General features: G+C 71.3%; 14 protein-coding genes and 1 pseudogene. 6 read left to right on the forward strand and 9 right to left on the reverse strand.

Annotation, left to right across the window (positions count from 1 at the left end):
* Nucleotides 1–68: 68 nt before the first annotated feature.
* The 3 genes and pseudogenes from AOK00_RS31240 to AOK00_RS31250 form a co-directional block, all read left to right on the forward strand.
* Nucleotides 69–260, forward strand: a 192-nt coding sequence (locus tag AOK00_RS31240) for a hypothetical protein (protein WP_055603568.1), incomplete at its 3' end; no start/stop codon positions are given.
* Between the two features lie 387 nt (nt 261–647).
* A pseudogene (recO, locus tag AOK00_RS31245) lies at nt 648–1313 on the forward strand (DNA repair protein RecO); the annotation flags it as partial.
* 17 nt (nt 1314–1330) lie between these two features.
* Nucleotides 1331–2155 carry an isoprenyl transferase gene (locus tag AOK00_RS31250; protein ID WP_055603556.1) on the forward strand — a complete coding sequence of 275 codons (825 nt, stop codon included), beginning with the start codon at nt 1331–1333 and terminating at the stop codon, nt 2153–2155.
* A gap of 96 nt (nt 2156–2251) precedes the next feature.
* Here AOK00_RS31250 and AOK00_RS31255 read toward each other — a convergent pair whose 3' ends face one another.
* The gene (locus tag AOK00_RS31255; protein WP_159041882.1) at nt 2252–2536 is read right to left on the reverse strand and encodes a hypothetical protein; all 285 of its coding nucleotides are present in this window, start codon (nt 2534–2536) and stop codon (nt 2252–2254) included.
* Nucleotides 2537–2550: 14 nt separating this feature from the next.
* Complete coding sequence (locus AOK00_RS31260) at nt 2551–2907, reverse strand: hypothetical protein (protein WP_055603558.1); 357 nt, start codon at nt 2905–2907, stop codon at nt 2551–2553.
* A gap of 97 nt (nt 2908–3004) precedes the next feature.
* Here AOK00_RS31260 and AOK00_RS31265 point away from each other — a divergent pair, with 97 nt between their 5' ends.
* Nucleotides 3005–3550 carry a YcxB family protein gene (locus AOK00_RS31265; protein ID WP_055603559.1) on the forward strand — a complete coding sequence of 182 codons (546 nt, stop codon included), beginning with the start codon at nt 3005–3007 and terminating at the stop codon, nt 3548–3550.
* 67 nt (nt 3551–3617) lie between these two features.
* Here AOK00_RS31265 and AOK00_RS31270 read toward each other — a convergent pair whose 3' ends face one another.
* The 4 genes from AOK00_RS31270 to AOK00_RS31285 all read right to left on the reverse strand — a co-directional run bounded on the left by AOK00_RS31270 (nt 3618) and on the right by AOK00_RS31285 (nt 6823).
* On the reverse strand, nt 3618–4028 hold the full coding sequence (locus tag AOK00_RS31270; RefSeq protein WP_055603560.1) for a Fur family transcriptional regulator: 411 nt from the start codon (nt 4026–4028) through the stop codon (nt 3618–3620).
* A 71-nt stretch (nt 4029–4099) separates the two neighbouring features.
* The gene (locus tag AOK00_RS31275; RefSeq protein ID WP_030317430.1) at nt 4100–4993 is read right to left on the reverse strand and encodes a metal ABC transporter permease; all 894 of its coding nucleotides are present in this window, start codon (nt 4991–4993) and stop codon (nt 4100–4102) included.
* A gap of 16 nt (nt 4994–5009) precedes the next feature.
* Nucleotides 5010–5789, reverse strand: coding sequence for a metal ABC transporter ATP-binding protein (locus AOK00_RS31280; protein ID WP_055603561.1), 780 nt, complete (start codon nt 5787–5789; stop codon nt 5010–5012).
* A 26-nt stretch (nt 5790–5815) separates the two neighbouring features.
* A complete protein-coding gene (locus AOK00_RS31285) occupies nt 5816–6823 on the reverse strand; it encodes a metal ABC transporter substrate-binding protein (protein WP_055603562.1) in 1008 nt (335 codons plus the stop codon).
* A 166-nt stretch (nt 6824–6989) separates the two neighbouring features.
* On the opposite strand from AOK00_RS31285, the gene AOK00_RS31290 reads away from it, so the two are divergent.
* Nucleotides 6990–8372, forward strand: a complete 1383-nt coding sequence (locus AOK00_RS31290) for a glycine--tRNA ligase (protein ID WP_055603563.1) — start codon at nt 6990–6992, stop codon at nt 8370–8372.
* A 180-nt stretch (nt 8373–8552) separates the two neighbouring features.
* Here AOK00_RS31290 and AOK00_RS31295 read toward each other — a convergent pair whose 3' ends face one another.
* Both AOK00_RS31295 and AOK00_RS31300 read right to left on the reverse strand, forming a co-directional pair.
* Nucleotides 8553–9140 (reverse strand): TetR family transcriptional regulator, encoded by a 588-nt coding sequence (locus AOK00_RS31295; RefSeq protein ID WP_055603564.1) that lies wholly within the window; start codon nt 9138–9140, stop codon nt 8553–8555.
* 43 nt (nt 9141–9183) lie between these two features.
* Complete coding sequence (locus AOK00_RS31300) at nt 9184–10221, reverse strand: aldo/keto reductase (protein ID WP_055603565.1); 1038 nt, start codon at nt 10219–10221, stop codon at nt 9184–9186.
* A gap of 241 nt (nt 10222–10462) precedes the next feature.
* Between AOK00_RS31300 and AOK00_RS31305 the strand changes: the two genes are divergently transcribed.
* Entirely contained in the window at nt 10463–10738 is a 276-nt protein-coding gene (locus AOK00_RS31305) for a DUF6243 family protein (protein ID WP_055603566.1), read from the forward strand.
* Between the two features lie 62 nt (nt 10739–10800).
* Here AOK00_RS31305 and AOK00_RS31310 read toward each other — a convergent pair whose 3' ends face one another.
* Nucleotides 10801–12162, reverse strand: a complete 1362-nt coding sequence (locus AOK00_RS31310; protein ID WP_063886700.1) for an MFS transporter — start codon at nt 12160–12162, stop codon at nt 10801–10803.
* Between the last annotated feature and the right edge of the window lie 66 nt (nt 12163–12228).

A 12228-nucleotide genomic window follows, 5' to 3' on the forward strand; every position in this document is an offset into this window, starting at 1 on the left:
GGATGCTGCACGGTGGAAACGGCACGGCTTCTCGCCGCCGCCGTCCTGCCGGGGGAGGAGAACCGGTCATGACACTGCCCATCGGGTCGTACGTCGTCGAGATCCGCACCGGGCGGGTCGGGAGGGTCATGGGGCACGTGGGGCCCTATGTCCAGATCCGGCCGCTGGGCGGCGGACGGGAGTGGGACGTGGAGCCCGACGGGGTGCGGGAGGCCACCTCGGCCGAGCGGCTGAGCGCGGCCACGGCGCACGTGAACGCGNNCGATGGCCACGCCCAGGAGGGTGCCGCCGATGAGCAGGAGCGGGCCGTTGCCCAGTGCGATGGCGGCCAGGAGCGCCAGGGAGCTCACGGCGTCGAGGAGGTCCAGCCGTCCGTCGGTCCGGACCGCGGGGTCGGGACGGCGCATCCGGCGGACGGCAGGGACGAGGGCGAGGAGCTGGAGAAGGGCCAGGGCCAGGAACACCCAGCGGAGCGCGACAGGTAGGTCCACGTCCGAACCATAGGGCTCGGCGTGTCGCCCCGAAAGGGAACGGGGAGTGAACGGCCGCCCCCACTCGTTCCCCCGTGGCACGGGCCGGGGCGCCTCCGTAGTACGCGAGAATGGGCGCATGAGTCTGTTCCGCGACGACGGCATCGTGCTGCGCNNGGTCACGGGCGCGTACGCGCCGTGGCGCGCGGGGTGCGGCGGACGAAGTCGAAGTTCGGCGCGCGGCTCGAACCGTTCTCGCACGTGGACGTGCAGTTCTTCGCCCGGGGGAGTGAGCTGGTCGGACGCGGCCTGCCGCTCTGCACCCAGAGCGAGACCATCGCCGCGTACGGCAGCGGCATCGTCACCGACTACGCCCGCTACACCGCCGGCACCGCCATGCTGGAGACGGCGGAACGGTTCACCGACCACGAGGGCGAGCCCGCCGTGCAGCAGTACCTGCTGCTCGTGGGCGGTCTGCGGACCCTCTCCCGGGGCGAGCACGCCCCCCACCTCATCCTCGACGCCTTCCTCCTCCGCTCGCTCGCCGTGAACGGCTACGCGCCGAGCTTCGAGGACTGTGCCAAATGCGGCATTCACGGTCCCAACCGGTTCTTTTCGGTCGCGGCGGGCGGTGTCATATGCGGCGACTGCCGGGTGCCCGGAAGCGTCGTACCCTCTCCGGAGGCCATCGGCCTGCTCAGCGCGCTGCTCACCGGCGACTGGGCGACGGCGGACGCGTGCGAGCCGCGTCACGTCAGGGAGGGCAGCGGACTCGTGTCCGCCTATCTGCACTGGCATCTGGAGCGCGGCCTGCGCTCCCTGCGGTACGTAGAGAAAAGCTAGGTAGGAGAGACCACGTCATGGCCATCGCACGACTGCTCGGTCGCCAGCGCCGGGAGTACAGCGCCCCCGAGCCGCACCCGTCCGGCGCCCGCCCGCCGAAGCTCCAGTCCGAGCTGATCCCGGAGCACGTCGCGATCGTCATGGACGGCAACGGCCGCTGGGCCAAGGAGCGCGGCCTGCCCCGCACCGAGGGCCACAAGGTCGGCGCCGAGCAGGTCCTCGACGTGCTCCAGGGCGCGATCGAGATGGGCGTGGGGGCGATCTCGCTCTACGCCTTCTCCACCGAGAACTGGAAGCGCTCCCCCGAGGAGGTGCGCTTCCTGATGAACTTCAACCGCGACTTCATCCGCAAGTCCCGCGACCAGCTCGACTCGCTTGGCGTCCGCGTGCGCTGGGTCGGCCGGATGCCCAAGCTGTGGAAGTCGGTCGCCAAGGAGCTCCAGGTCGCGCAGGAGCAGACCAAGGACAACACCAAGCTCACCCTGTACTTCTGCATGAACTACGGCGGCCGCGCGGAGCTCACGGACGCGGCGCAGGCGCTGGCCGAGGACGTGAAGGCCGGCCGGCTCGACCCGGCGAAGATCACCGAGAAGACCATCCAGAAGTACCTCTACTACCCGGACATGCCGGACGTGGACCTCTTCCTGCGGCCCAGCGGCGAGCAGCGCACCTCCAACTACCTGATCTGGCAGAGCGCGTACGCCGAGATGGTCTTCCAGGACGTGCTGTGGCCCGACTTCGACCGCCGCGACCTGTGGCGGGCCTGCGTCGAGTACGCCCAGCGCGACCGCCGCTTCGGCGGCGTGGACCCGGCCGACATGGCCGTCCTCGACAAGGCCTGAGCCGCCGCCTGTGAACGACAAGGCGCCCGTCGTCCTCCCGGACGACGGGCGCCTCTTCATGTGATCAGGAGCAGGTGCCGGCGAAGGTCGCCCGGGTCACCACGTCCGTCGAGGCGGCCGTGGTGTCCAGCCAGGCCGCGCGCTGCCCGTCACCGAGCGCCGGGCCGCGCGGGGCCGTTCCAGCCATGCCCGCGCCACCACCGACCGTACGACCACACCCCGGCGCATCGCGTCGCGCTCGACCTCGTCGAGGTTGTCCTCGAAGCTGATCGCGACCGTCCGGCCCATCGCCGGCACCAGCGACCGCAGCTCGTGCCGCGCCTTGTGCTGCATCTCCACCAGCCGCCGCCGGATCGCCGCCGCCCCCGTCAGGACCTCCACCGGGACGCCCCCGGTCAGGGATCGCGCCGCCGCCCGGTGCCGCTCGGCCAGCTCCGAGACGAAGTGCTCCACCCGGTGCAGCGCCGACCTGCGCGACTCCAGGAGCGGACCCAGCGCGAGGACGGGTGAGGCGGCCCGGTACCGGACTCCGTCCTCCCCCGCTCGGCACTCGCGAGCCCCCGGTCGACGAGGCCCTGGAGCGCGAGGGCCACCGCCCCGGGATCGGCGCCGGGCCCCGTGACCGAGGCAGGGGTGCTGTCGGGACGGTCGACGAGCAGCCGGTAGACGGCGTCCTGTTCGGCGTCGAGCCCGAGGAGCGAGAGCAGCGAGGAGCCGGGGGCCGGAGACAGGTCCTGCGGCGTGCTCTCCATGCGCTTTCCCTCCCGCGGCCGACGACGGGGCAAGGGTAGGCGGGAAGATCGAATACCGGAACGGGTCCCGAGCGTTCGTACCGCTACGATCACCGCCGTGAACGAAGCGACGGAGAACGGCACTCGGGACAGGATCGAACTCGTCTACCCGCCGGTGAGCGCGGACATGAGCGAGGCGGTACGCGTCCGGCTGCGGGCCACCCGCTGGTGGCCCGTCCTGCGCTGGACGGCCCGCGGCGCCTGCGCCCTCGCCTTCGGCGTCGCGGCCCTCGTGCTGTTCGTCCTGCGCGAGCCGGATCCGGGAACGGCGATCGAGATGATCGCGATCGGTCCCGTGGCCGTGGCCGCCGCGGAACTGGTGCCCTGGGCGACCGCGCGCAGCCTCTTCCTGATGGCCCGGTCCCAGGGCGAGGCGCGGGCCGTCGTCGACGAGGACGGCGGGCGGTGGATCACCCGGGACACCGACATCGTGATCCGCTGGGCCATGCTGCCCCGGTACGTCGAGACGCCCCGGCTCTTCGTCCTCCTCACCGCCCGCAGGACCGGTACCGGCTTCGGGTACCTGCCCAAGAGCGGACTCGCCGACCCGGCCGACGTCGACCGGCTGCGGGAGATCCTGGACCGGAACTCCGCCCGGGTGTGAGCCGTACGCGAGAAGGCCCGTACCTCTCGGTACGGGCCTTCTCGTATGTCAGGTCAGTGCCCGTGGGTCACTTCCCGGCGCAGTCCGCACAGGTGCCGAAGATCTCCACCGTGTGCGCCACGTTCACGAAGCCGTGCTCCGAGGCGATCGTCTCGGCCCACTGCTCCACCATCGGGCCCTCCACCTCCACGGCCTTGCCGCAGAGGCGGCAGACCAGATGGTGGTGGTGGTCGCCGGTCGAACAGCGGCGGTACACCGTCTCGCCCTCGCTCGTGCGCAGCGCGTCGACCTCGCCCGCGTCCGCCAGGGACTGGAGCGTGCGGTAGACGGTGGTGAGGCCGACCGAGTCGCCGCGGTGCTTGAGCATGTCGTGCAGCTCCTGGGCGCTGCGGAACTCGTCCACCTCGTTCAGCGCCGCGGAGACGGCGGCACGCTGCTTGGTCGAGCGGCCTCGTACGGGGGGTCCTGCCGTCACCACGGGGGCCTCCTTGAATGCTTGTCTGCCCCCGCCATTCTGCCAGCCCCCCACGGCCCTGAGTCCGGGCCGGATCAGACCTTCACGTCGTCCGAGGGGCGACGGGTCGCCGGAACCGGTGCGTCACAGCTCTCCGCGCCCGCCTCGGCCGCCCGCGCCCGCCGCTTGGCGAGCGGCGTGGCGAGCAGGGTGAGCAGGACGAAGACGCCGATCGCGTACAGCACGATCGTCGCGCCGGGCGGCACGTCCTGGTAGTACGAGGTGACCGTGCCCGCCAGGGTGACCGTGATGCCCGTCACCACCGCGAGGACGAAGGTCGCGCGGAAGGACTTCGACAGCTGCTGGGCCGCCGCGACCGGCACCACCATGAGCGCGCTGACCAGCAGCAGGCCGACGACCCGCATGGCGACCGTGACGGTCACCGCGGCCGTGACGGCGATCAGCAGGTTCAGGGCGCGCACCGGGAGGCCGGTGACGCGGGCGAACTCCTCGTCCTGGCTGACCGCGAAGAGCTGCCGGCGCAGACCGACGGTGACCAGGACCACGAAGGCGGCCAGGATGCCGATCGCGGTGATGTCCGCCTCGGAGACCGTGGAGAGCGAGCCGAAGAGATAGGAGCTGAGGTTGGCGTTGGATCCGGTCGGCGAGAGGTTGATCAGCAGGACACCGCCGGCCATGCCGCCGTAGAAGAGCAGTGCGAGCGCGAGGTCGCCGCGGGTCTTGCCGTACGCCCGGATCAGCTCCATGCCGACCGAACCGACGACGGCGACCAGGGTCGCCATCCAGACCGGGCTGGAGTTCAGGAGGAAGCCGAGGCCGACGCCGGTCATGGCGACATGGCCGATGCCGTCGCCCATCAGCGCCTGACGGCGCTGGACCAGGTAGATGCCCACGGCCGGCGCGGTGATGCCGACGAGCACGGCCGCGAGGAGCGCGCGCTGCATGAAGGCGAGATCGAGCATTTCCATGATCAGGTCAGCTTCCTCAGGTCAGCAGACCCGTACGGAGCGGCTCCCCGGCCGCGTGCGGATGGACGTGGTCGTGGCCCGGCAGCGCGTGCTGGCCGAGGGCCTCCGGCGGCGGGCCGTCGTGGACGACGCAGCCGTCGCGGAGCACGACCGCGCGGTCGATCAGCGGCTCCAGGGGGCCCAGCTCGTGCAGGACGAGGAGGACGGAGGTGCCGTCGGCGACCTGCTCGCGCAAGGTCGAGGCGAGGATCTCCTGGCTGGCGAGGTCGACGCCCGCCATCGGCTCGTCCATGATCAGGAGCTCGGGCTCGGAGGCGAGCGCGCGGGCGATCAGGACCCGCTGGTGCTGGCCGCCGGAGAGGGCGGAGACGGAGTCCTTGGCGCGGTCGGCGAGCCCGACGAGGTCGATGGCCCGCTCGACGGCGGCCTTGTCGGCCTTGGTCAGCCAGCCGAACCTGCGGCGGGAGAGCCGGCCCGAGGAGACGACCTCGCGGATGGTGGCGGGGACACCGCTCGCCGCGGTGGTGCGCTGCGGTACGTAGCCGACGCGCGCCCAGTCGCGGAACCGCTTCCGGTCCGTGCCGAACAGCTCGATCGTGCCGCCGGTCAGCGGCACCTGGCCGATGACGGAGCGGACCGCGGTGGACTTGCCGGAGCCGTTGGCGCCGAGCAGCGCGACGACCTCACCGCGGCGCACGGTGAGGTCGACGCCGCGGAGGACGGGCCGGGCGCCGAGAGCCGCGGTGGCTCCGCGGACGGAAATGACGGGTTCCCGTTCCGGTGTCGGGGCTGCCATGGCTCGTACCTCCTGCTGTGCGGTGATCACTTCGCGCCGAGGGCCTTCTGCAGCGCGGCGAGGTTGGAGCGCATGACCTCGATGTAGTCATCGCCCTTGGACGTGTCCGTGATTCCCTCCAGCGGGTCGAGCACGTCGGTCTTCAGACCGGTGTCGCCGGCGAGGGTCTTCGCGGTCTTGTCGCTCGCGAGGGTCTCGAAGAAGACGGTGGTCACCTTGTCCTTCCTCGCGACGTCCTGGAGTTCCTTGATCCGGGCGGGGCTCGGCTCGGACTCGGGGTCGATGCCGGAGATGCCCTCCTGGTCGAGCCCGTAGCGCTCGGCGAGGTAGCCGAAGGCGGAGTGGGTGGTGATGAAGGTCTTCGTCGTGGTGTTCTTCAGGCCGTTCGCGAAGTCGGTGTTCAGGTCGCCGAGCTTCTTGACGAGGGCGTCGGTGTTCTTCTTGTAGTCGGCGGCGTGTGCCGGGTCGGCCTTCTCCAGGGCGGTGCCGACACCCTTGGCGACCTCGGCGTACTTCACGGGGTCGAGCCAGATGTGCGGGTCGGCGCCGGCCTCGGAGCCGTGGTCGTGACCGGCTTCCTCCTCCGCGTGCTCGCCCTCGGCGTGCTCCCCTTCGGCGTGGTCGTGGCCTTCGTGGCCGACCTCGGTGCCGTGGGCCTCGAGCTTCGTGAGGGTGGCGGCGTCGACGGTGTTCTTGACGCCGGCCTGGGCGATCGCGTCGTCGACGGCGGGCTGGATGCCCTTGAGGTAGAGGACGACGTCGGCCTCGCCGAGCTCGCCGATCTGCTTCGGCTTGAGCTCCAGGTCGTGGGGTTCGACGCCGGGCTTGGTGAGCGTGTTGACGGCGACGTGGCCGCCGCCTATCTGCTCGGCCAGGTACTGCATGGGGTAGAACGACGCCACCACGTCCAGCTTGCTCTCGCTGCCCTTGTCGGCCGCGTCGGAGGTTCCGCCGCAGGCGGAGAGGGTGACGATGCCGAGGGTGACGGCGGCGGTGGCGGCGGTGGTGGATATGAGGCGGCGACGTACGTTCATGACACTCATTTTCAACAAAACTGGAAACGATTGTCAATTGTCGTACGTGTGGCCCCGCCCACGCGCCCCCTCGCGCGCTCCCCTCACCGAACCGATTTGATACGGGGGGTGCGGGCGCCGGTAACCTGAGGCATTCGCACTTCGTCGTCGTAATGAAGAGAGCACCGTGGCCGCCGACAAGATCGACACCATCGTCAGCCTGAGCAAGCGCCGTGGCTTCGTCTACCCGTGCAGTGAGATCTACGGCGGCCAGAAGGCCGCCTGGGACTACGGACCGCTGGGCGTCGAACTCAAGGAGAACCTGAAGCGTCAGTGGTGGCGCTACATGGTCACCTCGCGCGAGGACGTCGTCGGTATCGACTCGTCGGTCATCCTGGCCACCGAGGTCTGGGAGGCCTCCGGTCACGTCGCCACCTTCACCGACCCGCTGACCGAGTGCACCTCCTGCCACAAGCGCTACCGCGCGGACCACCTGGAGGAGGCGTACGAGGAGAAGCACGGCCGCCTCCCCGAGAACGGCTTCGCCGACCTCAACTGCCCCAACTGTGGCAACAAGGGCACCTTCACCGAGCCCAAGCAGTTCTCCGGTCTGCTCTCCACGCACCTCGGCCCGACCCAGGACACCGGGTCCGTCGCGTACCTGCGTCCCGAGACCGCGCAGGGCATCTTCACCAACTTCGGCCAGGTGCTGCAGACCTCGCGCAAGAAGCCGCCGTTCGGCATCGGTCAGATGGGCAAGTCCTTCCGGAACGAGATCACTCCGGGCAACTTCATCTTCCGCACCCGCGAGTTCGAGCAGATGGAGATGGAGTTCTTCGTCAAGCCGGGCGAGGACGAGCAGTGGCAGGAATACTGGATGGAGCAGCGCTGGAACTGGTACACGGGCCTGGGTCTCCGTGAGGAGAACATGCGCTGGTTCGAGCACCCGAAGGAGAAGCTCTCCCACTACTCGAAGCGCACCGCCGACATCGAGTACCGCTTCCAGTTCGGCGGCAGCGAGTGGGGCGAGCTCGAGGGCGTCGCCAACCGCACCGACTACGACCTGAACGCGCACTCCAAGGCCTCCGGCGCCAACCTCACGTACCTGGACCAGGAGTCCGGCGAGCGTTACACGCCGTACGTCATCGAGCCCGCCGCCGGTGTCGGCCGCGCGATGCTGGCCTTCCTGCTCGACGCGTACAACGAGGACGAGGCCCCCAACGCCAAGGGCGTCATGGAGAAGCGCGTCGTGATGCGCCTCGACCCGCGCCTGGCCCCGGTCAAGGTCGCGGTCCTGCCGCTGTCCCGCAACCCGCAGCTCTCCCCGAAGGCCAAGGGCCTGGCGGCGGACCTGCGCCAGAACTGGAACATCGAGTTCGACGACGCCGGCGCCATCGGTCGCCGCTACCGCCGCCAGGACGAGATCGGTACCCCGTTCTGCGTGACCGTCGACTTCGACACCCTTGAGGACAACGCGGTGACCGTGCGCGAGCGCGACACCATGAAGCAGGAGCGCGTCTCCCTCGACCAGATCCAGGGCTACCTGGGCAGCCGCCTGCTCGGCTGCTGACCTCTGGTCGTCGGTCGCTCATCGCGGACCGCTGATCGCGCACGGAAGGCCCCCGGTTCCGACAGGAACCGGGGGCCTTCCCGTTGTCTGGGTCACCGCCTGGACGGCCACCGTCTTGCCGGTCACCGCCTGGACGGCCGCCGCCTCGGCGGGGGCCTAGCGCGGCGGGACCGGGCGGTGTCAGGCGCGCAGGCCGCGGAGCAGGAGGCTCACCACGGACTCGAACTCGGTCTCGATCGTGGGGCGCTGCCACTCCGGGGCGTAGCCCGGGTCGTGGAAGCGCGCGGTGGCGTAGAACAGGGCACGGGCCGTCGAGTCCGGGTCGGGGGCGGTGAACTCCGCGTCCCGGGAGCCTTCTTCGACGATCGACCGGACCTGGTCGATCAGGACGTCGATGTGCTGGTCGACCACTCCGCTGTTCTCGTCGATCAGCACGCTGTACGTGGCGAACAGCTCGGGGTCGTCGCCCGCCTTGTGCCGCTTGGCCTCGAAGAGGCGGGCGAACCACGCGTGGAGCTTGTCCGGCGCCGCCAGGTCCGGCGCCGCCGTCAGCTCGGCGAGGGCGGTCTCGGTGCGCGAGAGCCACCGCTGGGTGACCGCCTCGCGCAGCGCCGCCTTCGTGCGGAAGTGGCGGTAGACGCTGCCGTGGCTGACGCCGAGGACCCGGGCCACGTCCACGACGGTCGCCTTCGCCGGTCCGTAGCGGCGCAGCACCTCCTCGGTGGCTTCGAGGATGCGCTCGGCGGTCAGGGTCTCGGTGGCGGCCATGGAATGACAGTACCCGTCAGTCGTCGGGGTCCCGGGGCGCCGGTCAGTGCTCGCTGTCCAGGTGTGCCATCTGCGCCGCCGGGTAGCGGTCGCCGGCCGCCGCGCCCGCCGGGACGGCCTCCTCGATCGCCGCCAGGTCGGCGGCGTCGAGCGTGACGTCCAGGGCGCCGAGCGCTTCCGCGAGCCGGTCCCGGCGCCGGGCGCCGACCAGCGGGACGATGTCCGCGCCCTGCCGCTCGGCCTGCGCGAGGACCCAGGCGACGGCGGTCTGCGCGACGGTCACACCCTTGGCCTCGGCGAGCGCCCGCAGCCGGTCCACGAGGTCCAGGTTCCGCTGGAGGTTGTCGCCCTGGAAGCGCGGGCTCATGCCCCGGAAGTCGTTCGCCGCGAGCTCCCGGTCGCGGGTGAAGTGGCCGCTGATCAGGCCGCGCGACAGCACCCCGTACGCCGTGACACCTATGCCCAGCTCCCGGGCGGTCGGCAGGATCTTCTCCTCGATCGACCGGGAGATCAGCGAGTACTCGATCTGGAGGTCCGCGATGGGGGCCACGGCCGCCGCCCGGCGCAGGGTGTCCGCGCCGACCTCGGAGAGCCCGATGTGCCGCACGTGTCCCGCCTCGACCAGCTCGGCGATGGCGCCGACGGTCTCCTCGATCGGCACGTCCGGGTCGACGCGGGCGATCCGGTAGATGTCGATGTGGTCGGTGCCGAGGCGCTGGAGCGAGTAGGCCGCGAAGTTCTTCACGGCGGCCGGCCGCCCGTCGTACCCGGTGAAGCCGCCCTCGACCGTGCGCAGGGCGCCGAACTTCACGCTGGTCAGCGCCTGCTCGCGGGCGGCCGCGGGGGCCGTGCGCAGCGCCTCGTTGATCAACAGCTCGTTGTGCCCCATCCCGTAGAAGTCGCCCGTGTCGAGCAGGGTCACCCCCGCGTCCAGGGCGGCGTGGATCGTCGCGATCGACTCGGCGCGGTCGCTCTCGCCGTACAGCGCGGACATGCCCATGCAGCCGAGGCCGAGGGCGGAGACTTCGGGCCCGGTGGTGCCGAGCCGGCGGGTGGGGACGGGGCGCCTGGTGGTGCTCATGGCTGTCTCCTCGGATTCGGGAAGCGGTGGATCGGTCGGTAGCGCACAACAACCATGACATGACCGATGACAGATTTCAATATCTGTCATTCCTTCGAGTGGTACGGGGAAAACCGGGTGCTCCCGCCCAACGGCCGGGGTAGCGTCACCGGCATGTCCTCGTTCTTCCAGATCTACGAGTGAGCGCCGTCTCCGGCAGCCCGAGTCAGACCACCGACCACCTCACTGACGGGAGAACACCGTGGCGAAGAGCCGCAACAACCTCCTCGGCGTCGGAGGACAGCGCAAGAAGCTGTCCCGCGCCGACCAGCACGGCGACGGCCAGAGCCGCACGGCGGCCCAGCGCTCCGCCGACGACCGCAAGCAGGACCTCCTGAAGAAGATGCGCGAGCGCACCCAGGGAGCCGATGCCGCCGGGACCGCGGCCGACGCCGCTGACCCGGCCGACACCACGGCCGCCACCGCCACCGGCACCGCCAAAGCCACCGGCACCGGCACCGGCACCGGCCGGGAGTAGTTCCCACCGCATGACGAAGGGCCCGAGGCGCCTCCACGCCCCGGGCCCTTTCGTCGTCCCGGCTAGCCCACCTTCCTCGGCAGGCGCGCGGACAGTGTCACCGTCACGGCCACCATGGCCAGTTGGACGAGGAGCGTCGTCGTCAGGGCCGTACCCGCGCCCTGGGGCGAGGTCGCGAGGCCCAGGTAGAGGGAGCCCAGGGTGGCGACGCCCAGGGCGAGGGCCGACTGCTGGGTCGTCACCATCACGCCGCTGCCCACGCCCGCGCGTTCCCCCGGCACCTCCGAGAGGATCACCCGGAAGAGCACCGGGAGCTGGAGGCCCTGCCCCAGGCCCGCGATCGCCATGCCCGGGAGCAGGATCCCCACCGACAGGTCCGGCCAGGCGCGCCGGACCGTCACGGCGAGCAGCCCGATGCCGACGCCCTGGATCAGGCCGCCCGCGGTCACCACGCGCGTGCCCCAGCGCCGTACCAGCCGGGGACCCGCGAGCGAGGCCCCGAAGAAGGCCACCGCCATCGGGACCAGGGCCAGACCGGAGGCGATCGCGCCCAGGCCCAGACCCTGCTGGAGGGCGACCGCGATCACGAACATGAAGCCGCCGAAACCCATGCAGAGCGGCAGCAGCAGTACGATCCCGCGCCGCAGCGACACCAGGCCGAGCAGGCTCGGCGGGACCAGCGGCGTGCCGCCCCGGCGGTCCATCCGCCGCTCCACCCGCCAGAACGCCACCGCCGCGAACGGGAACACGGCCAGCGACACCCACGTCCACAGCGGCCAGCCCGCCGCCCGGCCCTCCGTCAGCGGCGCGAGCAGCGTGGTCAGCGCGAGGGCGAGCAGCAGCGTGCCCGGCACGTCCACCGGCGCCGGGCGGTCCGAGCGGGTCTCCGGCACCGTACGGAAGGCCAGGACCAGCCCGGCCACCGCCACCGGCACGTTCACCAGGAACACCGCACGCCAGCCCGAGCCCGCGAGGTCGGCGGCCACGAGGACCCCGCCGAGGATCTGTCCGGCCACCATGGAGAGCCCCGCGGTCGCCCCGTACAGGCTCAGTGCCTTGGCGCGCCGCGCGCCCCGCGTCGAGGAGTGGATGGTCGCGAGGACCTGCGGCAGCATCAGGGCCGCCGCCGCGCCCTGCGCCACCCGCGCCCCGACCAGCGTCCAGGCGTCCGGGGCGAGACCGCAGGCGAGCGAGGTCAGCCCGAAGGCCGCCATGCCCGCGAGGAAGAGCCGGCGGCGCCCGAAGAGGTCGCCGAGCCGTCCGCCGAGGACGAGCAGGACGGCGTACGACAGTCCGTACCCGGCGACGACCAGTTCCAGGAGCGCCGGGCCCGCCGCCAGGTCGTGGTCGATCGACGGCAGGGCGACGTTGACGATGAAGAAGTCGATCAGGGGCAGGGCCGCGCCGAGCAGGACGGTGAACAGACCGAGCGAACCGAGCGCCGGTCGGTCGTGGACGAGGGGAGCGGCGCCGGGCGGGGTGCCGCCCGG

The sequence above is a fragment of the Streptomyces aureus genome, assembly GCF_001418135.1.
Lineage (GTDB): Bacteria > Actinomycetota > Actinomycetes > Streptomycetales > Streptomycetaceae > Streptomyces > Streptomyces aureus_A.

Bases quoted from the DNA above. Each gene is read 5' to 3' on its own strand.
- AOK00_RS31250 (WP_055603556.1), top strand. From the start codon at position 1,331: ATGGCCATCGCACGACTGCTCGGTCGCCAGCGCCGGGAGTACAGCGCC.
- AOK00_RS31300 (WP_055603565.1), bottom strand. From the start codon at position 10,221: ATGAGCACCACCAGGCGCCCCGTCCCCACCCGCCGGCTCGGCACCACC.
- AOK00_RS31285 (WP_055603562.1), bottom strand. From the start codon at position 6,823: ATGAACGTACGTCGCCGCCTCATATCCACCACCGCCGCCACCGCCGCC.
- AOK00_RS31295 (WP_055603564.1), bottom strand. From the start codon at position 9,140: ATGGCCGCCACCGAGACCCTGACCGCCGAGCGCATCCTCGAAGCCACC.
- AOK00_RS31275 (WP_030317430.1), bottom strand. From the start codon at position 4,993: ATGGAAATGCTCGATCTCGCCTTCATGCAGCGCGCGCTCCTCGCGGCC.
- AOK00_RS31280 (WP_055603561.1), bottom strand. From the start codon at position 5,789: ATGGCAGCCCCGACACCGGAACGGGAACCCGTCATTTCCGTCCGCGGA.
- AOK00_RS31260 (WP_055603558.1), bottom strand. From the start codon at position 2,907: ATGGAGAGCACGCCGCAGGACCTGTCTCCGGCCCCCGGCTCCTCGCTG.